At 71.7% G+C, this 21199-nt stretch carries 23 protein-coding genes; 8 read left to right on the top strand and 15 right to left on the bottom strand.

Going from position 1 to position 21199, the window contains the following annotated elements; translation table 11 throughout:
• Positions 1 to 225: 225 nt before the first annotated feature.
• Positions 226 to 1170 carry a MaoC/PaaZ C-terminal domain-containing protein gene (locus H305_RS0138050; protein WP_028805069.1) on the top strand — a complete coding sequence of 315 codons (945 nt, stop codon included), beginning with the start codon at positions 226 to 228 and terminating at the stop codon, positions 1168 to 1170.
• Here H305_RS0138050 and H305_RS0138045 read toward each other — a convergent pair whose 3' ends face one another.
• The 8 genes from H305_RS0138045 to H305_RS0138010 form a co-directional block, all read right to left on the bottom strand.
• A complete protein-coding gene (locus H305_RS0138045; RefSeq protein ID WP_028805068.1) occupies positions 1171 to 1818 on the bottom strand; it encodes a TetR/AcrR family transcriptional regulator in 648 nt (215 codons plus the stop codon).
• An 81-nt stretch (positions 1819 to 1899) separates the two neighbouring features.
• Positions 1900 to 2202: a DUF4229 domain-containing protein gene (locus H305_RS0138040; protein WP_028805067.1), complete on the bottom strand. Its 303-nt coding sequence runs from the start codon at positions 2200 to 2202 to the stop codon at positions 1900 to 1902.
• A 127-nt stretch (positions 2203 to 2329) separates the two neighbouring features.
• Positions 2330 to 2866 carry a GNAT family N-acetyltransferase gene (locus H305_RS0138035; protein WP_028805066.1) on the bottom strand — a complete coding sequence of 179 codons (537 nt, stop codon included), beginning with the start codon at positions 2864 to 2866 and terminating at the stop codon, positions 2330 to 2332.
• A gap of 7 nt (positions 2867 to 2873) precedes the next feature.
• Complete coding sequence (gene mqnE / locus H305_RS0138030) at positions 2874 to 4037, bottom strand: aminofutalosine synthase MqnE (protein ID WP_028805065.1); 1164 nt, start codon at positions 4035 to 4037, stop codon at positions 2874 to 2876.
• Between the two features lie 86 nt (positions 4038 to 4123).
• Entirely contained in the window at positions 4124 to 4579 is a 456-nt protein-coding gene (locus tag H305_RS0138025; protein WP_028805064.1) for an Lrp/AsnC family transcriptional regulator, read from the bottom strand.
• A 184-nt stretch (positions 4580 to 4763) separates the two neighbouring features.
• The gene (locus H305_RS0138020) at positions 4764 to 5444 is read right to left on the bottom strand and encodes a UbiX family flavin prenyltransferase (protein ID WP_051371424.1); all 681 of its coding nucleotides are present in this window, start codon (positions 5442 to 5444) and stop codon (positions 4764 to 4766) included.
• Between the two features lie 31 nt (positions 5445 to 5475).
• Positions 5476 to 6378, bottom strand: coding sequence for a menaquinone biosynthesis prenyltransferase MqnP (gene mqnP, locus H305_RS0138015; protein WP_028805062.1), 903 nt, complete (start codon positions 6376 to 6378; stop codon positions 5476 to 5478).
• The gene (locus H305_RS0138010) at positions 6375 to 7826 is read right to left on the bottom strand and encodes a menaquinone biosynthesis decarboxylase (protein ID WP_028805061.1); all 1452 of its coding nucleotides are present in this window, start codon (positions 7824 to 7826) and stop codon (positions 6375 to 6377) included. Before H305_RS0138010 ends, mqnP begins: the two co-directional genes overlap by 4 nt.
• Before the next feature lie 89 nt (positions 7827 to 7915).
• Here H305_RS0138010 and H305_RS0138005 point away from each other — a divergent pair, with 89 nt between their 5' ends.
• Positions 7916 to 8311: a PLD nuclease N-terminal domain-containing protein gene (locus H305_RS0138005; RefSeq protein WP_028805060.1), complete on the top strand. Its 396-nt coding sequence runs from the start codon at positions 7916 to 7918 to the stop codon at positions 8309 to 8311.
• Positions 8311 to 9207 (top strand): LysR family transcriptional regulator, encoded by an 897-nt coding sequence (locus H305_RS48285; RefSeq protein WP_037766667.1) that lies wholly within the window; start codon positions 8311 to 8313, stop codon positions 9205 to 9207. Before H305_RS0138005 ends, H305_RS48285 begins: the two co-directional genes overlap by 1 nt.
• Here the strand turns inward: H305_RS48285 and H305_RS0137995 are convergent.
• The 3 genes from H305_RS0137995 to H305_RS0137990 all read right to left on the bottom strand — a co-directional run bounded on the left by H305_RS0137995 (position 9104) and on the right by H305_RS0137990 (position 11197).
• Positions 9104 to 10063 (bottom strand): DMT family transporter, encoded by a 960-nt coding sequence (locus H305_RS0137995; protein WP_028805059.1) that lies wholly within the window; start codon positions 10061 to 10063, stop codon positions 9104 to 9106. The two genes, H305_RS48285 and H305_RS0137995, sit on opposite strands and share 104 nt — an antisense overlap.
• 110 nt (positions 10064 to 10173) lie before the next feature.
• Positions 10174 to 10287, bottom strand: coding sequence for a DUF397 domain-containing protein (locus tag H305_RS56210; protein ID WP_324608134.1), 114 nt, complete (start codon positions 10285 to 10287; stop codon positions 10174 to 10176).
• Positions 10250 to 11197, bottom strand: coding sequence for a helix-turn-helix domain-containing protein (locus H305_RS0137990; RefSeq protein WP_028805058.1), 948 nt, complete (start codon positions 11195 to 11197; stop codon positions 10250 to 10252). The genes H305_RS56210 and H305_RS0137990 overlap by 38 nt, the downstream gene beginning before the upstream one ends.
• Positions 11198 to 11308: 111 nt before the next feature.
• On the opposite strand from H305_RS0137990, the gene H305_RS55360 reads away from it, so the two are divergent.
• Positions 11309 to 11854 (top strand): hypothetical protein, encoded by a 546-nt coding sequence (locus tag H305_RS55360; RefSeq protein ID WP_420708198.1) that lies wholly within the window; start codon positions 11309 to 11311, stop codon positions 11852 to 11854.
• Here H305_RS55360 and H305_RS0137980 read toward each other — a convergent pair.
• Positions 11842 to 12183, bottom strand: coding sequence for an ArsR/SmtB family transcription factor (locus H305_RS0137980; RefSeq protein ID WP_028805057.1), 342 nt, complete (start codon positions 12181 to 12183; stop codon positions 11842 to 11844). The two genes, H305_RS55360 and H305_RS0137980, sit on opposite strands and share 13 nt — an antisense overlap.
• 96 nt (positions 12184 to 12279) lie before the next feature.
• Between H305_RS0137980 and H305_RS0137975 the strand changes: the two genes are divergently transcribed.
• The 4 genes from H305_RS0137975 (at position 12280) to H305_RS48270 (ending at position 17685) form a co-directional block, all read left to right on the top strand.
• Positions 12280 to 13254: a quinone oxidoreductase family protein gene (locus tag H305_RS0137975; protein ID WP_028805056.1), complete on the top strand. Its 975-nt coding sequence runs from the start codon at positions 12280 to 12282 to the stop codon at positions 13252 to 13254.
• Positions 13255 to 13947: 693 nt separating this feature from the next.
• Positions 13948 to 14406 carry a nucleoside deaminase gene (locus tag H305_RS0137970; RefSeq protein WP_028805055.1) on the top strand — a complete coding sequence of 153 codons (459 nt, stop codon included), beginning with the start codon at positions 13948 to 13950 and terminating at the stop codon, positions 14404 to 14406.
• Positions 14399 to 15382 (top strand): isopenicillin N synthase family dioxygenase, encoded by a 984-nt coding sequence (locus tag H305_RS0137965; protein ID WP_028805054.1) that lies wholly within the window; start codon positions 14399 to 14401, stop codon positions 15380 to 15382. Before H305_RS0137970 ends, H305_RS0137965 begins: the two co-directional genes overlap by 8 nt.
• Before the next feature lie 128 nt (positions 15383 to 15510).
• Positions 15511 to 17685, top strand: coding sequence for a hypothetical protein (locus H305_RS48270; protein WP_051371421.1), 2175 nt, complete (start codon positions 15511 to 15513; stop codon positions 17683 to 17685).
• A gap of 116 nt (positions 17686 to 17801) precedes the next feature.
• On the opposite strand, the gene H305_RS0137955 is transcribed toward H305_RS48270, so the two are convergent.
• The 3 genes from H305_RS0137955 to resB form a co-directional block, all read right to left on the bottom strand.
• Positions 17802 to 18209, bottom strand: coding sequence for an SRPBCC domain-containing protein (locus H305_RS0137955; RefSeq protein WP_028805053.1), 408 nt, complete (start codon positions 18207 to 18209; stop codon positions 17802 to 17804).
• A 114-nt stretch (positions 18210 to 18323) separates the two neighbouring features.
• Complete coding sequence (gene ccsB, locus H305_RS0137950; RefSeq protein ID WP_028805052.1) at positions 18324 to 19415, bottom strand: c-type cytochrome biogenesis protein CcsB; 1092 nt, start codon at positions 19413 to 19415, stop codon at positions 18324 to 18326.
• A complete protein-coding gene (gene resB, locus H305_RS0137945; RefSeq protein ID WP_028805051.1) occupies positions 19412 to 21199 on the bottom strand; it encodes a cytochrome c biogenesis protein ResB in 1788 nt (595 codons plus the stop codon). Before resB ends, ccsB begins: the two co-directional genes overlap by 4 nt.

Raw genomic sequence — 21199 nt, 5'->3', positions numbered from 1 at the left:
GGGCGGGCCGGGGCGAGCCCGTCCGAGACCCTCGGCCCGACCGGACCCGTGGCCCGACCGCCTCTCCCCGACCACACCCCGGGCCCGACCCCCTCGCCCCGACCACACCCCGGGCCCGACCCCCTCGCCCCGACCGCACGCCGGGCTCCGGCCCCCAGTCCCCTTCTCGGCCCGAACGACCCGTCCCCCGAACGCCGGACCGACCGCCATCCCTCTGGAGCCCCCATGGACACCCGCACGCTCACCTCCTCACCGGCCCTCCTCCCGGCACTCGCCCGCGGTGCGCTGCTCTCGCCCCTGCGACGGCCCCGGTCCGACGCACCCGTGCCGCCGGCCCGGCTCGTCCTGCCCGGGGTGCGCGTCGATCTCGCCCGGCTGGCCGCCTACGAGCGGGTGTGCGGCTTCGCGACGGGATCGCGGGCGCTGCCGCCGACCTATCCGCATGTGCTGGGGTTTCCGCTGGCCATGCGGATCATGGCGGGCTGGGGGTTCCCACTTCCGCTGCTCGGCCTCGTGCACACGTCGATCGAGATCACGCAGTGGAGCGCACCGCCCGTGACGGCCGAGTACGAACTCGCCGTGCACGTCGAGCGGCTGGTGCCGCACCGGCGGGGCACCGAGGCGCGGGTGGTGACCGAGGCTCGGGTCGACGGCGGACTGGTGTGGGAGTCGAGGAGCACGTATCTGGCACGGCACCGTCGACGCGACGGCGATACGGCCCCCGAAGCCGCGACCACGGACCCGAGCGGCGCGGACGGGACGGGCAGCACGGACGGGACGGGCAGGACGGGCAGCGCGGACGGCGCAATCGGCACGGAGGGCACGAGCGGCACGGAAGGCACGTCGCTTCCCTCGCGGGCCGAGTGGCGGCTGGCCGGGGACGTCGGGCGCCGGTACGCGGCCGTGTCCGGGGACCGCAACCCCATTCACCTGCACCCTTTCACCGCCCGCCTCTTCGGCTTCCCGCGTGCGATCGCCCACGGCATGTGGACCGTCGCCCGCTGTCTCGCCGAGTACGGGCCGGGGGACGAGGTGACCGTTCGCGCCGATTTCAGGGCGCCGGTCCTGCTGCCGGGCACGGTGACGTACACCGCCGAGGGCCCGGCCTTCGAGCTCCGGGGCGGAGACCGCGTGCACCTCACTGGCCAGGTGCGCCCGGCCCTGTGGTGATCAGTCCTGCGGCGGCGGGGACCAGGGACGGCCCTCCATCAGGTTGCCGAGGCCCGACCAGGCGAAGTTCATGAGCGTGGCCGCGGCCTGCTTGGCGGAGATGCCGGGGGTGGCGTTGGCCCAGGCCGCGAGGGACTCGGCGGCGCCGACAAGGGCCTCGGCGAGTCCCGCGACCTCCCGTTCGGGCAGGGACGGGTCGCGGTGCGCCTCGCGGGCGGCGACGACGATCAACTGGGTGACGAACACGACGAGTTCCTCGCGCATGGCGAGCACCTCGGCGGCGAACGGCTCCCCGTGCGTCCGGGCCTGGAGGTGCAGGACCGCCCAGCCGTCCGGGTTCTCGGCGGTATGCGTGAAGAACGCCCGCAGCCCTTCCCAGAGTTGGCGGTCGGCGGGAATGCCCGGCCGGACGCCGGCGCGGACGGCATCGGTGAGCGCCTCGGCCTCACGGCGGATGCAGGCGGTGAAGAGGTCTTCCTTGGAGTTGAGGTACAGGTACACCAACGGCTTGGACACGCCCGCCAGATCGGCGATCTCGTCCATCGAGGCGGCCCGGTACCCGCGCTGGCCGAAGGTCCGTACGGCGGCGTCCAGCATCTGCTGTTCACGCACCGCGCGCGGCATCCGCTTGTTCTTCACAGCACCCATGCGGGCAAGCGTACGATCGGCCGCCGCCGGGGCGGACCGTACGGAGCGCGAGGTGCGGCCGCCGGGGGACCGCGCGGGGCCCTAGGAGGGCTGGCCCTGCGCCCCGCGGGCGGCGTCGTCGGCGATGTCCTCCTGGCCGCGGTTGCGGTCCAGGTTGGCCTTGGCGCGGTCCACGCGTGCGACGACATGGGCCGAGGCGCGGTCGCGTTCCTTGCGCAGGACGACGAAGCTGATCGGCGCGGAGATCACCAGGGCGAGCAGGACGACCCACATGAAGTTGGAGTCGCCGAGGCCACGGGGGGCGATCCCGGAGTAGACGAGGCCCCAGACGACCACGAGGCAGCCCGCGAAGATCCCAAGGCGCATCAGTGTGTAGCGGAGCATGTCCATCCACTCTTCCGTTCCGAGGGCGTCCGCCCGGCCCGGGCGGGGCCCGGAACCCGGGAAAACGTCCCAAAGGTCACCGTCCAGTGAAGCACGAGCGGACGGCGATCTTTCCGGGGGGTCCGACTCAGGCCGCGATCCGCGACAGGGGCCGCAGCATCGTGATGTCGTCCCGGTCGTCGCCGGGCGCGACCCGGATGGCCTCGGGGACCCGGCCGACCTCCTTGTAGCCGCAGGAGGCGTAGAAGTTCTCCAGACCGAGGCCGCCGCGGCAGGTCAGCCGTATCGCCTCGACGCCGTCGAGGCCGCACGCGGCGTCCTCGGCGGCGGCCAGCAGGTCGCGCCCGTACCCCTTGCCCTGGTGACGCGGGTGCACCATCACCGTGTACAGCCACACCCAGTGCCGCATGAGCCGGTGGGTGTTGTGCGTGAGGAACGCCGTCGCGGCGACGGCGCCGTCCTCGTCCCGGCCGACCAGCAGCCGGGTGCGGCCCTCCACCATGGCGACGAGGTGCTTCAGGAGTTCGGGCCGTACGTCGTCCCGGGCGACGGGCGGCACGAAGCCGACGGAGCCGCCGGCGTTCGTGACGTCCACCCACAGATCCAGCAGTTCGTCCCGCAGGGCGGGGGTCGTCGCGGGATCCAGTTCGAAGCTCAGTGCCACGTGCCTGTCACACCCGCATCGGCTGGGGCGACTCGCGGCGCGCCGGGTCGGGACCGTCGTACTCGCGGATGATCTCGTACCGGGTGTTCCGCTCCACCGGGCGGAAGCCCGCGTCGCGGATCAGGTCGAGGAGGTCCTCACGCGTCAGCTTGTTCGGCGTGCCGTAGTTGTCCGCGTCGTGCGTGATCTTGTACTCGACGACCGAGCCGTCCATGTCGTCGGCGCCGTGCTGGAGGGCGAGCTGGGCGGTCTGCACGCCGTGCATCACCCAGAACACCTTGACGTGCGGCACGTTGTCGAAGAGGAGACGGGACACGGCGAAGGTCTTCAGCGCCTCGACCCCCGTCGCCATCTGGGTGCGCGCCTGGAGACGGTTGCGGACCTTGCCGTCCTTCATGTCGACGAAGTCGTGCTGGTAGCGCAGCGGGATGAAGACCTGGAAGCCGCCCGTCTCGTCCTGGAGCTCACGCAGGCGCAGCACGTGGTCGACGCGGTGGCGGGGCTCCTCGATGTGCCCGTACAGCATCGTGCACGGGGTCTTCAGACCCTTCTCGTGCGCGAGGCGGTGGATGCGCGACCAGTCCTCCCAGTGGGTGCGGTGGTCGACGATGTGCTGCCGGACCTCCCAGTCGAAGATCTCGGCGCCGCCGCCGGTGAGGGACTCCAGACCGGCGTCGATCAGCTCGTCGAGGATCTCCGAGGCGGACAGCCCGGAGATCGTCTCGAAGTGGTGGATCTCCGTGGCGGTGAAGGCCTTCAGCGAGACGTCGGGCAAGGCCTTCTTCAGCTCGCTGAGCGAGCGCGGGTAGTAGCGCCAGGGCAGGTTCGGGTGCAGTCCGTTGACGATGTGCAGCTCGGTGAGGTTCTCGCTCTCCATCGCCTTGGCGAGGCGGACGGCCTCCTCGATGCGCATCGTGTACGCGTCCTTCTCGCCCGGCTTGCGCTGGAACGAGCAGTACGCGCAGGACGCGGTGCACACGTTCGTCATGTTGAGGTGACGGTTGACGTTGAAGTGGACCACGTCGCCGTTCTTGCGGGTGCGCACCTCGTGGGCGAGCCCGCCGAGCCAGGCCAGATCGTCCGACTCGTACAGCGCGATGCCGTCCTCGCGGGTCAGCCGCTCACCGGCCCGGACCTTGTCCTCCAGCTCGCGCTTGAGCCCGACGTCCATGCTCTTACCTCTCCTCGTGACGAACCGTGACAACCGTACTCCCCCGACTTCGCGGCGGGAGCGGCCCCCATCAGGGGCTTCGTGCCCTACTCCTCCTCGGGCAGCTCGCCGACCCGGTTCTCCCACTTCGTGGAGAGGACGATGGTCGTGCGGGTGCGGGAGACGCCCTTGGTGCCCGACAGGCGCCGGATGGTCTTCTCCAGGCCGTCCACGTCGCTCGACCGCACCTTGAGCATGAAGGAGTCGTCGCCCGCGATGAACCAGCAGTCCTCGATCTCGCCGAGGTCCCGCAGCCGGCGGGCCACGTCCTCGTGGTCGGCGGCGTCGGAGAGCGAGATGCCGATCAGGGCGGTGACGCCGAGGCCGAGCGAGGCCGAGTCGACCGTCGCGCGATATCCGGTGATGACACCGGCCGCCTCCAGCCGGTTGATGCGGTCGGTGACGCTGGGTCCCGACAGACCGACGAGGCGCCCCAGCTCCGCGTAGGAGGCCCGGCCGTTCTCCCTCAGGGCCTGGATGAGCTGCCTGTCCACCGCGTCCATGCGATCGATAGCCTTCCGCTGAAGAGTTCTGAAAAGTCCTGAACCGAACTGCCTGTACTGAACCGTCTGTGCTGAACGAACTGCCTGGTGTGAACCGTCCGTGCCGCGCTGTCCGTGCTGATCCGACCGAGTCGTACCGTCCGAAGCGAGGTGCCTGCGCCTGCCGCGCGGGTGGTGCGGCCTCTCAGGTGGCGCCGCCGCGGGAGCCCCCGCCGAGTTCGCCCTCCCACCGGCGGTACAGGTCGTGTTCCACGCCCGCCGCGTCGAGGACCCGTCCGGCCACGAAGTCCACCAGGTCCTGGATGTGCGTGGCCCCCGCGTAGAAGGCCGGTGAGGCCGGCAGCACGGTGGCGCCCGCCTCGTCCAGGGAGACCAGGTGCCGCAGCGTCTGGCCGTTCAGCGGGGTTTCCCGGACGGCGACGACCAGCTTGCGCGACTCCTTGAGCGTGACGCTCGCGGCGCGTTGCAGCAGGTCCTTGGAGAGGCCGAGGGCGACCCCCGCCACGCAGGCGGTCGAGGCGGGCACGATGAGCATGCCCTTCGCCGGGTACGAGCCCGACGAGGGGCCCGCCGCGAGGTCGCCCGCGCTCCAGTGGCGTACGCCGTCGACGCTCACGTCGAAGGTGCCGGGCTTGCCGTCGGCGCCCCGGGCCAGCCACTCGCGCAGGTCGTCCTGCCAGTGGGCGTCCCGGAAGGGCAGGCCGGTCTCGTCGAGCAGCGTGAGCCGCGAGGCCCTGCTGACGACCAGGTCGACGTTCTCCCCGGCCGCCAGGAGCGCACGCAGCACCGCGGCGGCGTACGGCGTACCGGAGGCGCCCGACACCCCCACGATCCAAGGCCGGCGCTGCGTCTGTCCTGGCTTCATGATGTCGAGCCTATCCGGCCACTGCCCGGTTTCAGACCGTGAGCCCGCGCACCAGCAGATCGAGCAGGGCGCAGACGAACAGGGCGATGCCGATGAATCCGTTGACGCTGAAGAACGCGCGGTTCAGGCGGGACAGGTCGTGCGGCTTGACGATGGAGTGCTCGTAGAGGAAGGCGCCCGCCACGATCACCAGGCCGAGCCAGAAGAACGCGCCGGCGCCGGTGGCGACGGCGTACCAGACGAACAGGCCCGTGGTGACGGCGTGGCAGCCGCGCGCGCCCCAGATCGCGGCCGGGATGCCGAAGCGCGCCGGTACCGACATGACGCCGATCTCGCGGTCCGTCTCGACGTCCTGGCACGCGTAGATCAGGTCGAAGCCGCCGATCCAGATGCCGACGGCGAGACCGAGGACGACGGCCTCCCAGGACCATTCGCCGGTGATCGCGAGCCAGCCGCCGACCGGGCCCATGGCCTGGGCGAGGCCGAGGATGGCCTGCGGGAAGTTCGTGAACCGCTTGCCGTAGGGGTAGACCACCATCGGGATCACCGCGACGGGGGCGAGGGCGAGACAGAGCGGGTTGAGCAGCGCCGCCGAGCCCAGGAAGATCACGACCGCGATGAGGGCGCCCGTCCAGGCGTGCTTGACCGACATCGCGCCGGTGACGAGCTCGCGGTGGGCGGTGCGCGGATTGCGGGCGTCGATCTCCCGGTCGATGATCCGGTTGACCGCCATCGCGAAGGTCCGCAGGCCCACCATGCAGACGGTGACCAGCAGCAGCCGGCCCCAGTGGATGTTCTTGTCCCACTGGAACATCGCGGTGAGGGCGGCGATGTACGCGAAGGGCAGCGCGAACACCGAGTGCTCGATCATCACGAGGCGCAGGAACGCCTTGGTGCGGCCCGGCTGCGGGATCGCCGCGGAAGCTGAACTCACAGGCCGTACTCCTTCCAGCGGCGGTCGACCTTCGCCGCCGTCTCCGGGTCGGACAGGACCATCTCGGGCCAGCCGCCGTCCCGGGTGTAGCCCTCCTCGGGCCACTTCTTCGTCGCGTCGATGCCCGCCTTGCCGCCCCAGAACTGCTGGTAGGAGGCGTGGTCGAGATGGTCGACGGGGCCGTCGACGACGCTGAGGTCGCGGGCGTAGTCCGTGTTGCCCAGCGCCCGCCAGGCCACTTCGTGCAGATCGTGCACGTCGCAGTCCGCGTCGACGACCACGATGAGTTTGGTGAGGGACATCATGTGGGCGCCCCAGACGGCGTGCATCACCTTCTGGGCGTGTTTGGGGTACTTCTTGTCGATCGAGACGATCGCGCAGTTGTGGAAGCCGCCCGCCTCGGGCAGGTGGTAGTCCACGATGTCCGGCACGATGATCTTCAGCAGGGGCAGGAAGAACCGCTCCGTCGCCCGGCCGAGCGGCCCGTCCTCGGTGGGTGGACGGCCGACCACGATCGACTGGAGCAGCGGCCGCTTGCGCATGGTGACGCAGTCGATGGTGAGGGCCGGGAAGGGCTCCTGCGGGGTGTAGAACCCGGTGTGGTCGCCGAACGGCCCCTCCGGGAGCATCTCGCCCGGCTCCAGCCAACCCTCCAGGACGACCTCGGCCTGCGCCGGGACCTGGAGCGGCACGGTCTTGCAGTCGACCATCTCGATCCGCTTGCCCTGGATGAACCCGGCGAAGAGGTACTCGTCGATGTCACCGGGCAGCGGGGCGGTCGAGGCGTACGTCACGGCCGGCGGGCACCCGAAGGCGATCGCGACCGGCAGCCGCTCGCCGCGGCGGGCCGCGACCTGGTAGTGGTTCCGGCTGTCCTTGTGGATCTGCCAGTGCATGCCGATGGTGCGCTTGTCGTGGCGCTGGAGCCGGTACAGCCCGAGATTGCGGATGCCGCTCTCCGGGTCCTTGGTGTGCGTGAGCCCCAGGTTGAAGAAGGAGCCGCCGTCCTGCGGCCAGGTGAACAGGGCCGGAAGGGTGTCGAGGTCCACGTCGTCGCCGCGCAGCACCACCTCCTGCACCGGCGCGTCCTTGACCTTCTTCGGCGGCACGTGGGTCATCGCGCCGAGCTTCCCGAAGGCCTCGCGCACCCCGACGAAGCCGTGCGGCAGTTCGGGCCTGAGCAGTCCGCCGATCTTGTCGGAGATCTCGGCGTATGACTTCAGCCCGAGGGCCTTCAGCAGCCGCCGGTCGGTCCCGAAGACGTTCATCGCGAGGGGCATCGCGGAGCCGCGCACGTTCTCGAAGAGCAGCGCGGGCCCGCCGGACTTCTGCACCCGGTCGACGATCTCCCCGACCTCCAGATACGGGTCGACCTCGGCCTTGATGCGCTTGAGGTCGCCCTCGCGCTCCAGCGCCCGGAGCAGGGAGCGAAGATCGTCGTAAGCCATGTGTCCAAGTATCGGCCACCGGCTACCCTGTGCCCGTCACCGGGGCCCCTGTGCCGCCCCGCAACTGCTCACTGGGGGTTCGTTCGGGCATGGTCAGGTATCTGCCGTTCCTTCTGGTCCTGGCGCTGTGGATCTACGCGTTCATCGACTGTCTGAACACGCCGGAGGAAGAGGTCCGTGGCCTGCCGAAGGTGGTGTGGGTGATCATCATCCTGCTCTTCGGCGAGGTGCTGGTCGGGCCCATCGCCTGGCTGGCGGCCGGCAGGACCCGCCGGGCCCCGGTGGGCGGTTCCACCCCGTCGGAGTGGCACCGCAACGCCCGCACCCAGTACGTCGCCCCGGACGACAATCCCGAGTTCCTCAAGTCCCTGAAGGCGGAGAACACCAAGGACGAGGCGCTCCTGAAGGACTGGGAGGCGGACCTGCGACGCCGCGAGGAGGAGCTGCGCCGCCGTGAGCACGGCGAGGAACCGAAGGACAGCTGATGGAACTGCGGCTGCTGGTCACCTTCGAGAAGGTCGCGACGGTACTGAGCTTCACGCAGGCAGCCGCCGAGCTGAAGTACGCCCAGTCCAGCGTGACCGGTCAGATCCGTGCGCTGGAGTCCTCGCTGGGCACGGAGCTGTTCGACCGGCTGGGCAGCCGTATCCGGCTGACGGAGTCAGGTGAGCGGCTGCTGCCCTACGCCCGGCAGATCATCGAGCTGACCGAGGAGGCCCGGGCCGCGGTCGTGGGCGCCGAGGAGCCCTCCGGTGCGCTGACCGTCGGCACCATGGAGTCGCTGACCTCGTACCGGCTGCTGCCGCTGCTGGAACTGTTCCACCACCGCTACCCGGGGGTGCGGCTGTCGCTGCGCACGACGATCGGGGACGAGACCCGTCAGGCGTTGCGGCAGGGCGTGTACGACGTGGGCTTCCTGATGGAGGAGGAGACCCGGCACGCGGGGCTGGACGTCGCGGTGCTCGCGGTGGAGCCGCTGGCGCTGGTGGCGGCGCCGGGCCACGCCCTCGCGGGGGCGCGGGCCGCGCGGACCGCGGATCTCGTCGGGCAGTCGCTGCTGGCGACCGAACCGGGCTGCGCCTACCGGGACTTGTTCGAGCGGGAGCTCAACTCCGTCGAACCGGCGGGCTCCGGGGTGTCCTTCACGGAGTTCGGCACGATCGAGGCGACCAAGCGGGCCGCGGCGGCCGGCCTCGGGATCGCGTTGCTGCCCGAGGTGACGGTCGCCGCGGAACTCGCGGAGGGAGCGCTGGTGCGGTTGCCGTGGGAGGCGCCGTTCACGCTTCGGACGCAACTGGCGTGGCGGGCCGGGAAGCGGCTTCCCGGTCATGTGCGGCTGTTCGTGGAGCAGGCGCGGCGGCTGGTGTCCGAGGAAGGGTGACCCGCAGGCTCGCGGTCACGATCAGCGGGACGCCGAGGGCCTGCACGAGCCCGATGTGGTGCCCGTAGACCACCCAGTCCATGACCATGGCGACGGCCGGGTAGGTGAAGGCCAGCACGGCGATCTTCGCGGTGGGGAGCTTGGCGTACGCCGCGTACATCAGCACGTACATCAGGCCGGTGTGGATGATGCCGAGGCCGACCAGCCAGCCCCAGTCCGCGCCGGTGCCCCGCATGGCGCCGAAGTCGGCGAGGGGCAGCAGCAGCGGGATGCCGACGAGGACCTGGACGAGGGCGATGAGGTGCGGGCGGACGCCCGTGATGCGCTTGGTGACCAGTGTGGACAGGCCGTACAGCAGCGCGGCGAGGAGGGCCTGGCCGACGCCGAGGAGGTAGGTGCCGCCGCTGGTGAAGTCGGCGGGGGTGACGCCCGAGACGAGGACGAGTCCCGCGAAGGCGACCGCGACCCAGCCGATCTTCGACGCGGTGAGCCGCTCGCGGAAGAGCAGGGCGCCCAGCAGGACCACGTAGAACGGCTGGGTGTGGTAGACGACCGTGGCGACGGAGATCGAGGTGTTCTCGTACGACTGGAAGAGCAGGACCCAGTTGAAGACGATGAACACGCCGCCGAGCGCGGCGAGTCCGAGGGTGCGCGGGGTGAAGCCGTGACCGCGGAAGTAGCCGCGGGCGAGGGCGTAGCCGCCGAGGGCGAGCGCCCCGAAGAGCACACGGAAGAAGACCACGTTGAAGGGAGAGGCTCCGGACTCGACGACGAAGACGCCGAGGGTCCCGGAGAGCATCATGGCGGCGGTGAGCTGGGCGGTGCCCTTGCTCTCGAGTGCGCTCTTGGAGGTCATGGGCACGAAGGTAGGAGCGGGTGCCGGGGTGGGGCCACGGGCCAGTGGGGCGTCCTGCCGATGGCCCCATCGGCGGCGTCGATGAGACCTCGTCGGGGCCCGGTGGTCGGTCAGCGCAGCGCCGCGGTGAACGCCGCCCACGCGGTCCGGGTGATCAACAGGACAGGTCCGTCAGGGGTCTTGCTGTCACGGACGGGGACGAGACCGGGGGTAGCGGGGGCCACTTCGACGCAGTCGCCGCCGTTTGCTCCGCTGTAACTGCTCGTGATCCAGCGGGCTGTGCTCAGATCGTGGCTCTTCATGATGCTCGTACCCTTCCATCACGTCGCTGATCAGAGCGGCGGACTGAGGGGCTGACAGAGCGTCCGCCCGGAGCACATCATAGGTCCGGCTGTGGCGCGCGAAGAGGGCCGGATCGTCGCTGAAATGCCCCCGGTCCAGGGACTCCGAGTAGACCCACCGGTGCCTGTCGGGCAGCTCGATCAGTGACAGGGAGGTGTCCGGGCGGTCGATGTCGGCACGCTCCAACGGGACTACCTGGATACGGATGTTGGGGCGCCGGCCGATGCCGAGCAGGTGCGCGCACTGGTCCCGCATCACTGAGGGGCTCCCCACCACATGGCGCAGACAGATCTCGTCCAGCACCACGAGGTAGAGCGGTCCGTCGTCGGCGTGGAAGCGCTGCTGTCGGCTCAGACGTGCCCTGACCCGCTCCGCCACGTCGTCGGGCCGGGCAAGGCGACGAGCGAACAGGGCGGTTGCGTAGTCGGCCGTCTGCAACAGACCCGGTACCACCTGCGTCTGATACGCGCGTACGGCGACAGCCTCGGCGTCCATCCGCGCCCTGCGGTCGAACCAGTCCGGATGCTCCACCTGCGGATACCAGTCGATGCGGCCCCACAGTCGCGTCAACACCCCGCCCGAGCCCAGCAGTTTGTCGCACCGCTTGGCGAAGGTGTCCTGTGGCACCCGGGTCCCCGCCTCGACGCGGGCCACGTGGGACCGGTCGCAGGGGATCTCGCGCGCGAGGCCTTCCTGGGTGAGGAGCGCGACCTCACGGAAGTGCTTCAGCACCTCGCCGAACACGGCGGCGGTACTGGCCGCCGCCCCTCCCTCCGCGTTGCGTCGGCTCACGGCACCCCCCTCCGTGACAGTGCGCCACTGTCACGCGTCCGGCATTGATACCGACCGTTCCCCTCCGCGACGCTCGGTACACACAGGGTGACCGATCGGTGCGGAGCGAACATGGCCGGGCAGGCGAAGCAGTGGGAACCGGGAGCGATCGTCCACGACCCGCGGACGGGCAGGGTGGGCGAATACCGCGGCCAGGCGGGCCCGTACGCGATACTGCGGCCCGTCGGCGGCGGCCGGGAGTGGGAGGCGGACCCGGCGCTGATCCGCCCGGCGACACCGGAGGAACGGCTCGGCGCGGGCGTGCGGGCCGCCAACGCCCGTTCCGCGAAGGCCACGGACAGGCGCCGCGTCTTCCGGTACGTCCCGTACGTGATCGTGCAGGACACGACGGCGGAGCCGGAGTACGAGGCGCGCTGCGTCTCGGGGGACGAGGCCGACTGCGGCGCGGGGTCCGGCCCGCGTCCGGACCCGGCCGAGGTCGAGGAATGGCAGCGTCTGCACACCCAGGACACCCGGCACACGCGCTACCGGCGCCATTTCGCGGACTACGCGGTCCTGGAAGCGGCCGAACCCGTCGGCGCGACGCCCCCGCCGCCCGCCGTCACGGGTCCGCCGCCCGGGCAGGGGCGGCACCCCGCTGCGCCTCAGCCGTCCTGAGCGTCCCGCAGGACGAGCGCGAGGAGGCCGGGGAAGCGGGTGTCGAACTCGTCGCGGCGCAGGCGGTTGACACGCTTCGGCCCTTCGTCGCGCTGCTCCACGAGTCCCGCGCCGCGCAGCACCGCGAAGTGATGACTGAGGGCCGCCTTGCCGACGGGCACGTCGAAGCTGCCGCAACTGCGGCTCCACTCCGCGGAGTCGGCCAACTCCCGCACCAGCGTGATGCGTACGGGGTCGGCGAGGGCGGCCAGGGCGGTCTGCACGGAGACCTGGTCCGGGTGGGTGTGCTCGGGCGCGGCCCGATGGCTGGTGCCGGTCCGCTGTGCCACGCCGTGCTCCCCTGGTCGCCCCTTGCAGAGTGTTCGATGAAAACCATACACTCCCGAGTGTTCGCTTTTCGTTGAACACTCGCGGAGGGGTGTGCCATGCGCGCGGTCGAGTTCGAGGAGTACGGCGGTCCCGAGGTCCTTCGGGTCGTGGAGACGCAGGTCCCGGAGCCGGGACCCGGGCAGGTGAGCGTCGACGTCGCGTACACCGGCGTGAACTTCGCCGACCTCAAGGCGAGGTCCGAGGGCTACCGGGTGCCGGGCCTCCCGTTCGTGCCCGGGCTGGAGGTGTCCGGCCGGATCAGAGCGGTCGGGGCCGGCGTCGAGGGACTGACCGTCGGCCAGGAGGTCGCCGCGCTGACGGAGGGCGGCGCGTACGCGGAGGTGACCGTGGCCGACGCGGTGACCGTGTTCCCGCTCCCGGCCGGGGTCGACCTGCGCACCGGCGCCACCCTCCCCACGGTCCTGCCGACCGCCTACGCCCTGCTGCACACCGTCGGCCGGCTCCAGCCCGCCGAGACCGTGCTCGTGCAGGGTGCAGCGGGCGGGGTCGGCACCGTCCTGGGACAGTTGGCGAAGGCGGCGGGCGCCGGGACGGTGTACGGCGTGGTGTCGGCCGCCGCGAAGGCGGAGTACGCCGCCGAGCAGGGCTACGACGAGGTCTTCGTGGGCTCCTTCACCGACGAGGTCCGCGCGGCGACCGACGGCCGCGGCGTCGACCTGGCCCTGGACCCGGTCGGCGGCGACACCCTGCGCGGCAGCCTCGCCTCCCTCGCCCCCTTCGGCCGCCTGGTCTCCTACGGGAACGCGGGCGGCGCGGAACCCTGGACGGTGGGCCAGCCCGAGCTCTACCCCACCGGCCTGTCCGTCGCGGGCTTCTCCATCCTCGGCCTCGCCCGGACCGCCCCCGCCGCGCTCCGCGAGATCGCCCAGAAGGCCTTCCGTACGGTCGTCGACGGCTCGGTGTCCCTGCCGGTGACGGCGGAGTTCCCGCTGAAGGACGCGCCGGAGGCGCACCGGCTCATGGGGTCCCGGACCAGCACCGGGAAGCTGCTCCTGAGGGTGGCCGACTGAGCTCCGCGCCGGCGGCGAGCCCGGCGGCGACCGCACGGGTTCGAGAGCCTCGGAGAGGACCGGACGGAGGAGCGGATCGCGAGGCGAAGAAGGCACCGGCCGTGCAACCGTTCGGGAGCGGCAGGAGTCCAGCGCTCGCAGGGCTGGACTCCTGGAAGACACCGTTCGTTCGCCCGCGTCCCGACAGAGGTTCCCTCCATGCCGATGCCCCCACGCAACCGTCGCACCTCCGGTGCCGCTGTCGCCGCCGTGGGGGCTCGACGGGCGGTTCGGCAGGCGGCTCGACCGGGTCGGCCAACGGCTCGACCAACGGCTCGGACGGTTCGACCGGCGGGTCGTCGTCGACCGGCGGAGCGTCGTCGACCGGCGGCGACGGGGCGACGGGGCGACGACGAACGGCGGCAACCTGGCGGAGACCGGCTCCTCGACGCTGCCGATCGCGGGCGCGGCTGCCGCGGCGGTGGTCACGGGTGCGGGCGCACTCCTCGTCGTGCGCCGTCGCCGGGCCCAGAGTCCGAGCTGCCACCCGTCCGACGCGAAGACCACGGCCGGCAGCACCCGCCTCGACCGCGACCGCGGACGGTCCGCGGCCGGTTCCCCGACTCACCGGCCTGACGGCGAGGACGCGGCGCGGCGCGACCGGCGGCGCGCCACGTCGTTGCCCCGGCGTTCCGGCCACAGGAGAGTGGGGGCATGGAGCGCATCGATCAGGCACGGGCGCGCGCGTGGCTCGCCGTCGCCCTCGCGGAGGCCCGCGCCGGGCTCGCCGAGGGCGGCATCCCCATCGGGGCGGCGCTGTACGGCGCGGACGGCACCCTGCTGGGCCGCGGCCACAACCGCCGGGTCCAGGACGGCGACCCCTCGGCGCACGCCGAGACGGCCGCCTTCCGGGCCGCGGGACGGCAGCGGTCCTACCGCGGGACGACCATGGTGACCACGCTCTCGCCGTGCTGGTACTGCAGCGGCCTGGTCCGGCAGTTCGGCATCTCCCGGGTCGTCGTCGGCGAGGCGGAGACCTTCCACGGCGGCCACGACTGGCTCGCCGGGCACGGTGTGGAGATCGTCGTGCTGGACGACCCGGAATGCACCGCGCTGATGCGCGCCTTCATCGAGGACGACCCCGCCCTGTGGAACGAGGACATCGGTGAGTGACCCGAAGGCCCCGGCCGGCCCCCACATCCCCACCATCGACCTGCGGCCCTGGCTCTCCGGCGACCCGGACGCCCGCGCCGCCACCGCCCGCACCGTCGACGACGCCCTTCGCACGGCGGGCTTCCTCCTGGTCACCGGGCACGGCGTCGACCCGGCGCTGCGCGCCCGCATCCGCACCGCCGCCCGCGCCTTCTTCACCCTGCCCGCCGCCGTGAAGCAGCCGTACGCCGCCCGGGTCGGGGGGCGCGGCTGGCTCGGCCCGGGGGCCGAGGCCAACGCCTACGCGGAGGGCACCGAGACGCCGCCCGACCTCAAGGAGTCGCTGACCTTCGCCACGCACGAGCCCTTCGAGGACCCCGAGGTCAACGCCGAGTGGTACGCGCCGAACGTCTGGCCGGCCGAGGTCCCGGAGCTGCGGGAGCTGTGCGAGGAGTACCTGGCGCGGATGGGCGAGCTGGAGAACCGGCTGCTCGTCCTGCTCGGTGAGGCCCTGGGGCTGGCACCGGACTTCTTCACCCGGCACATGGGCCACCCGACGTACGGCTTCAACATCAACTGGTATCCGGGGACGGAGGTGCTCGGCGAGCCCGAGCCGGGCCAGTTCCGCATCGGCCCGCACACCGACTTCGGCACGGTCACGATCCTCGACCGGCAGGCGGGCCGGGGCGGTCTCCAGGTGTACACGGACGAGGGCGGCTGGCAGGACGCGCCCTTCGACCCGGCGGCGTTCACCATCAACATCGGTGACCTGATGGCCCGTTGGACGGGCGACCGGTGGCGTTCGGGGCGCCACCGGGTGCTGCCACCACCCTCGGACGCACCGGCGGAGGAGCTGATGTCGCTGGTCTACTTCGGCGAGTGCACGCCCGGGACCCTCGTCGAGTCCGTCCCCGCGCCCGTGGGCCGTGTCGCGTACGAGCCCGTCGACTCGCACGTCTACCTGCGCGAGAAGCTGAACTCGATCACAGTCGGCTGACCGGCGGACACTTTTCGTAACCCATCGGACACCGTGCGCTCTATACCGAACCAACTCCCCCTTCTTACGCTGGTGTTGATACACCTCACAGCAGCACATCGGACCGGACCGCGCCAGGGGGAGATGCGGTGCACACAGGGCTGCACGGCCGGGGAGCGCTGTTCGACACCGATCCGCCCGGACTCGCGTCCCGGCTCGTCGGTCTGCGTCCGTACCAACTCCGCTCGACGCCGTACGAACACCCCGGCGAACCGCCCTTCGTGGTGTTCGCGGGCGGGCGCGGGCTCGGCAAGAGCGCCGTGCTGCGGGAGCTGCGCGACGCCTACCGCGGGCACACGCCCGTCGCGCTGATCGACGGCGAGGACCGCCAGTTCGCCGCCCCGCCGTCCGAGCGTCCCGCGGAGGCCTGGTCACCGGTCGGACAGGCGCTCACCACGATCGCCGAACAGCTCGCCGAGCCGGTGACGGGCGCCGGGCGGATCGGTTTTCCGAGACTCGCGGCAGGACTGCTCACCGTGGCCGCGGGCGGCTGGAGCAACCGCGACGTGCCGCGCATCCGGCAGGAGGCGGAACGCATCCTGCTGCTCAACGAGAACGGCTCGTGGCTGTCGGGCTTCGCCGGCCGCTGGGTGAGCAAGGTCATCTCCAGGCTCGTCGCCTCGATGAGCGGCACCGGCCCGGTGGTGGAACCGATCATCGAGGCGACCCTGGAGGCGTTCGCCGAGGGCGTCGCCCCGGCCCACCGCCGACTGCGCAAGGCCGCCACCTGGTACCGGGACTACCCGAACGCGGGCGGCAGCCCCAAGCTGGCGCTCATCCTGCTGTCCCGGCACTTCCGGGCGGGCGGCGACTCGCTCCGGCACGCCGAACGCCATCTCGTACGGGCCCTGCTCGCCGACCTCGACGACGCCTACTCGGGCGTCATACAGCGTTCGCACCGGCCTGGGCGCCCCGTCGTCCTCATCGACAACGTGCAGGAACCGGCGGGCCTCCGTCTGCTGGAGCCGGTCCTGCGCGACCGCGCCGACGGCATCGCCGACCAGGTCGTCTTCTGCGCGACGCTGCGCGGCTACGCCCACCCCGCCCTGCGCAACGCGGGCCGCCGCACTCTCCCCGAGGCGGCCCGGGAGAGCGGCTGGGAGCCGGGCACCTCACCGTCCTCGCGCGCACTGCTCGTCTCCCTGCCGCCGCTGACGCCCGACGACACCCTGCACATCGTCGACACCGTCGCCCAGGTCCCGTCCCCGGCACCCGGCGCCGCGGACGTGCCCCCGCACCTCCCGCACGCCACGCACCGGCTGACCGGCGGCAGCCCGCTCGGCATCACCCTGCTCGCCGGCTCGGCACGCCAGAACCTGCCCCAAGGAGCCGACTCCCTCGGCCGGTTGCTCACGGCCGAGGTCGTCCTGCACGAGGCCCGGGACGGCCGCCCCACCTATCAGGAGCTCCTCGCCCACCTGGTGCCCGGCGGGCGGCTCGATGAGCTGACCGTGCTCGCCGCGGCGCACGACCGCGACTCGGCGTGCGTGCTCGCCGAGGCCCAACTCCCCGAGGACTTCGGCGCGTCGGGCGTCCTCGACCTGGAGGAACGGCTCACCGCGGAGGGCTGGCCGACGGCCTGCGGACAGTTCGTCGGGGACCCCTTCCTGCGCGCCCTGCTCCTGCTGCGGCTGCACCACGGCGACCCGGACCACGCGCGCTGGCGGGCCGTGCACCGCACCCTCGCCGACCACTACCAGGACCCCGGCGAGGCGGCCGCGCGGGACACCACCCGCTATCGGCTGCACCACGAACTCGCCCTGGGCAAGGCCGACTCCGCGGTGGCTCATCTGCGCGACACCTTCTCGCGCACCGATACGCGGGCCTGGCTGTCGTCGCTGCTCTTCATCGCGTCCGCGCCGTACTTCCACCCGCACGACCCGGACGGCCGGGACTTCGACGGCCACGACCCCCGGGCCTCCGTCGCACTCGGCCACACCGACGCGGCGCAGCAGCCCCCGGACAGCGTGGACGCCGTGCCGCACCTGCGGGTGCGGCGGCTGTTGCACGCCGTCTGGCTGCTGACCGACCCACTGGTCCTGCCGGACCCGAAGGTGACCGAGCGGCTGCGCTTCGAGCTGGAGCAGCTGTCGAACCTGCGGCCGGCGGGCAGCGCCCTGCTGTGGCGGGCCTCGCGGGACTGGCCGGCGGAGGCCCTGGCCGGCCGCCCCTTGCGCGTCCCGGGCGACGACGGCGAGACCGGGACTGTGAACCGGCGGTCGACGCAACCGCGTGCCCCCAAGGAGTGCCTGCCGCCGTCGTAGGGGCGCCGGCGCGGGGCACGGCCCCCGGGCGCTCGCCCCGGTGGCTCGATCCGGACGACGAGTCCGGTCCCGGGCGTCCCCGGCGGCGGGTCCCCGGCACCGGGATGCGGCGGATGCTAGCCGCCGAGCTGCCGGGCCAGGCGTTCGAAGCGGACCCGCCACTCCGGGTCCCGCTCCGCCTCGGTCTCATGGGTGAAGCGGACCGTGGTGCCCTCGGGCACGCCCTGCTCCAGATGGAACCGGACCCGGCCGCGCCCCTCGACGGTGTACTCCGCGATGCGCTCCACGTCCCAGGCGGTGATCCGTCCGGCGCCCAGCCCGCTCAGGGTGACGGCCCCGCCGAGCCGCGGCTCGAACGGGTCGGCGACGGCCAGCCAACCGCGCAGTCCCGCGGGGGTGGCCAGCGCCGCCCAGACCTTTTCCACAGGCTGGGGAAGACGCAGCAGGAAGTGCAGGACCCGCGCGTTCCCCCGCATCTCCGTGGCGCCCTCTTCGATCGGTGGCCGCTCGATGGGTTGGGTCATGACTCCAGCGTGGCCCGTGGCGGCCGGTTCCGCACGTGACCGGACCTGACCTGCGTTTTCTTCGCCCAGGGTGGTCGGCCGGCCGCCTCGGGGCGGCCGGCCGGACGACGTCGGCTAGACGCCCGCGTAGGAGTGCTTGCCGCTCACGAAGATGTTCACGCCGTAGTAGTTGAACAGCCAGCAGGCGAAGGCGATCAGGGCGATGTACGCCGCCTTGCGGCCCTTCCAGCCGGCCGTCGCCCGGGCGTGCAGGTAGCAGGCGTAGGCGACCCAGGTGATGAACGCCCACGTCTCCTTGGGGTCCCAGCCCCAGTAGCGGCCCCAGGCGTCGCCCGCCCAGATGGCGCCCGCGATGATCGTGAAGGTCCACAGCGGGAAGACGGCGGCGTTCACGCGGTAGGAGAACTTGTCGAGCGAGGCCGAGGCGGGCAGCCGCTCCAGCACGGAGGTCGCGAAGCGTCCGGGCTTCCCGCCGCCGGCCAGCTTGTTCTCGTACGAGTCCTTGAACAGGTAGAGCAGCGTGCCGACGGCCCCCACGTAGAAGACGGCGCCGCACAGGATCGCGGTCGAGACGTGGATGTACAGCCAGTACGAGTGCAGGGCCGGGACCAGCTGGTCGCTCGCCGTGTACAGGACGGTGACGGCGAGACCGAGGTCGAGCAGGACCGTGGTGACCAGGAAGAGGCCCATCCAGCGCACGTTCTTCTTCAGGGCCAGCAGCGCGAGGTACACGCCCACCGCGACCGTGGAGAAGGTGATGTTGAACTCGTACATGTTGCCCCACGGCGCGCGCTGCACCGACAGGGCCCGGGAGAGCACGCCGGCGGCCTCGACGGCCCAGGCGAGCACGGTGAGGGACACCGCGATCCGGCCGTAGAGGTCGCCCTGCTCGTCGCCGCCGTGCGCGCCGGGCCCGTCGGGCACGTCGCGGGCGCCGGCCGCGGAGCGGGTGACGACCTTCGGCCGCTCCAGCACGGCGGTGCCGCCGGCCGTCTGCACGGTGACCGCGGGGGCGGTCGCGGCGCCGGCGCCCTGCTCGCCCTTGGCGGTGAGCGCCTGCGCGGTGCGGGCGACCTTGCTGCGGCTGCCGAAGAGCCACTCGGCGATGTGCGCGAAGAAGGCCAGGGTGTAGACGGCCATCGAGGAGTAGATCAGCACGTTGCTGATGTGAGCGAGGTGTTCGTTGGTGGCGGTGGCGAGAGTCACTGCTTCTCAGCCCCTTCGGCGGCAGATACGGCGTGCGGGTCGGGGGTGTCCTGATCGGACCCGGGCGTGTCCGGGCCGGGTTCGGGGGCGCTGGGCGCCTGTTCGTGCACGAGCGCGGCGAGGTCGCCGAGCTCCTCGGGGAGCTTCGCGGACTCGCTGCGGCCGAGGCCCGCCATCTCGACGACGGTGACGCCGTCGGTGCCGGTGGTGGCCCGCACCCAGACGCGGCGGCGCTGGATGAACAGGGATCCGGCGAGGCCGAAGATCGCGACGAAGGCTCCCACCAGCGCCCAGTCGCTGCCGGGCTGCTGGGTGACCTGGAAGCCCGCCCACTCCTTGATGCCCTTGTCGAAGGTGATCGAGCCGGCACCGTCCGGCAGCTTCATGGTCTCGCCGGGCAGCAGCCTCGCCTTGAGGATGCCGCCCTTCGCGTCCTTGAACTGCGTCATCTTGGAGGTCTCGAGCTGGTACACGTTCTGCGGGAGGCCCGAGTCGACCCCGAGGCTGCCGTGGTAGGCGTTCAGCGCGAGCACGGGGAAGTCCAGGGCGGGGAACTGGGAGAACATGGTGCCCTTGCCGGCACCGGCGAACGTCGGCACGAAGACGGCGGAGAAGCCGAGCTGCTCGCTGCGGCCCTGCGCGTTCCGGTAACCGTCCATCACCTTGATCGCGCCGACCGAGGTGACGTTCCCGTCCTGCGGCAGCAGCGGCACGGGCTGGTGGAAGACGACCTCGCCCTTGCCGTCCCGGACGGTGACGACGGGCGCGTAGCCGTGGCTGACCAGGTAGACCTTCGAGTCGCCGACCTCCAGCGGCTCGTTGACCTTGATGGTCTTCTTCCGCGGCTTGCCGTACGCGCCCTCGCTGTAGGTGACCTCCGCCTGGAACGTGCGCGGGGTGCCCTTGTTGGGCCCGGTCCGTTCGTAGGTGCCGGTGAAGTTCTTCAGGTCGAAGCTGAACGGCGTCAGGTCGTCGTTGCTGAAGAGGTTGCCCGACTTGAAGTCGTCGTACTGGAGCAGCGTGTTGGAGAAGCCGTCGCCCTCGACGATCAGCTTGTTGCCCTCGGACTTGAAGAGCTGGCCCCAGGCGAAGGCGACGAGCATCACGACGAGCGCGACGTGGAAGAGCAGGTTGCCGGTCTCGCGCAGATAGCCCTTCTCCGCCGCCACGGCGTCGCCGTCGAGGTGTGCGCGGAACCGCCGCTGCTTCAGCACCTTCAGGGCGGCCTCGCGGACCTTCTCGGGCGCGGCCTCGGTACGCCACGTGGCATACGCGGGAAGCCGCGTCAGCCGCTTCGGGGCGCCCGGCGGACGGCCCCGCAGCTGTCCGACGAACTGCCAGGTGCGCGGCACGATGCAGCCGACGAGCGAGACGAACAGCAGGATGTAGATCGCCGAGAACCACACCGAGCTGTACACATGGAACAGCCCCAGCTTGTCGTAGACCGGCCCCAGCAGGCTGTGCCGGTCCTTGAAGTCGGCGACCTTCTGCGCGTCGGTCCCGGACTGCGGGATCAGCGAGCCGGGGATCGCGCCGAGCGACAGCAGGAAGAGCAGGATCAGCGCGACCCGCATCGAGGTCAGCTGCCGCCAGAACCAGCGGGCCCAGCCGACGGCCTCGCGTCCGGTCCAGGTGATCCAGCCGATGGCGCCGGGCGCCCGCGAACCGCCGAAGGAGCCGGGCATCGCCGTCTCCACGGGCGCGGTGGACAGCTGCGAGCCGGCCGCGCCGAATTCGCCCGCCGCGTCCGGTTCCGTCGTCTTGCCGGTGTCAGTGGTGCTCAT

The sequence above is a fragment of the Streptomyces sp. 142MFCol3.1 genome (genome assembly GCF_000424945.1).
In the GTDB taxonomy this organism is placed as follows: domain Bacteria; phylum Actinomycetota; class Actinomycetes; order Streptomycetales; family Streptomycetaceae; genus Streptomyces; species Streptomyces siamensis.
The sequence above is the reverse complement of the archived record's forward strand: the minus strand, read 5'-3'. Positions and strand labels throughout refer to the sequence as shown.

Bases quoted from the DNA above. Each gene is read 5' to 3' on its own strand.
- H305_RS0138050 (WP_028805069.1), top strand. From the start codon at position 226: ATGGACACCCGCACGCTCACCTCCTCACCGGCCCTCCTCCCGGCACTC.
- H305_RS0138045 (WP_028805068.1), bottom strand. From the start codon at position 1,818: ATGGGTGCTGTGAAGAACAAGCGGATGCCGCGCGCGGTGCGTGAACAG.
- H305_RS0138040 (WP_028805067.1), bottom strand. From the start codon at position 2,202: ATGCTCCGCTACACACTGATGCGCCTTGGGATCTTCGCGGGCTGCCTC.
- mqnE (WP_028805065.1), bottom strand. From the start codon at position 4,037: ATGGACGTCGGGCTCAAGCGCGAGCTGGAGGACAAGGTCCGGGCCGGT.
- H305_RS0138025 (WP_028805064.1), bottom strand. From the start codon at position 4,579: ATGGACGCGGTGGACAGGCAGCTCATCCAGGCCCTGAGGGAGAACGGC.
- H305_RS0138020 (WP_051371424.1), bottom strand. From the start codon at position 5,444: ATGAAGCCAGGACAGACGCAGCGCCGGCCTTGGATCGTGGGGGTGTCG.
- H305_RS0138010 (WP_028805061.1), bottom strand. From the start codon at position 7,826: ATGGCTTACGACGATCTTCGCTCCCTGCTCCGGGCGCTGGAGCGCGAG.
- H305_RS0138005 (WP_028805060.1), top strand. From the start codon at position 7,916: ATGGTCAGGTATCTGCCGTTCCTTCTGGTCCTGGCGCTGTGGATCTAC.
- H305_RS48285 (WP_037766667.1), top strand. From the start codon at position 8,311: ATGGAACTGCGGCTGCTGGTCACCTTCGAGAAGGTCGCGACGGTACTG.
- H305_RS0137995 (WP_028805059.1), bottom strand. From the start codon at position 10,063: ATGACCTCCAAGAGCGCACTCGAGAGCAAGGGCACCGCCCAGCTCACC.
- H305_RS55360 (WP_420708198.1), top strand. From the start codon at position 11,309: ATGGCCGGGCAGGCGAAGCAGTGGGAACCGGGAGCGATCGTCCACGAC.
- H305_RS0137975 (WP_028805056.1), top strand. From the start codon at position 12,280: ATGCGCGCGGTCGAGTTCGAGGAGTACGGCGGTCCCGAGGTCCTTCGG.
- H305_RS0137970 (WP_028805055.1), top strand. From the start codon at position 13,948: ATGGAGCGCATCGATCAGGCACGGGCGCGCGCGTGGCTCGCCGTCGCC.
- H305_RS0137955 (WP_028805053.1), bottom strand. From the start codon at position 18,209: ATGACCCAACCCATCGAGCGGCCACCGATCGAAGAGGGCGCCACGGAG.
- resB (WP_028805051.1), bottom strand. From the start codon at position 21,199: ATGAGCACCACTGACACCGGCAAGACGACGGAACCGGACGCGGCGGGC.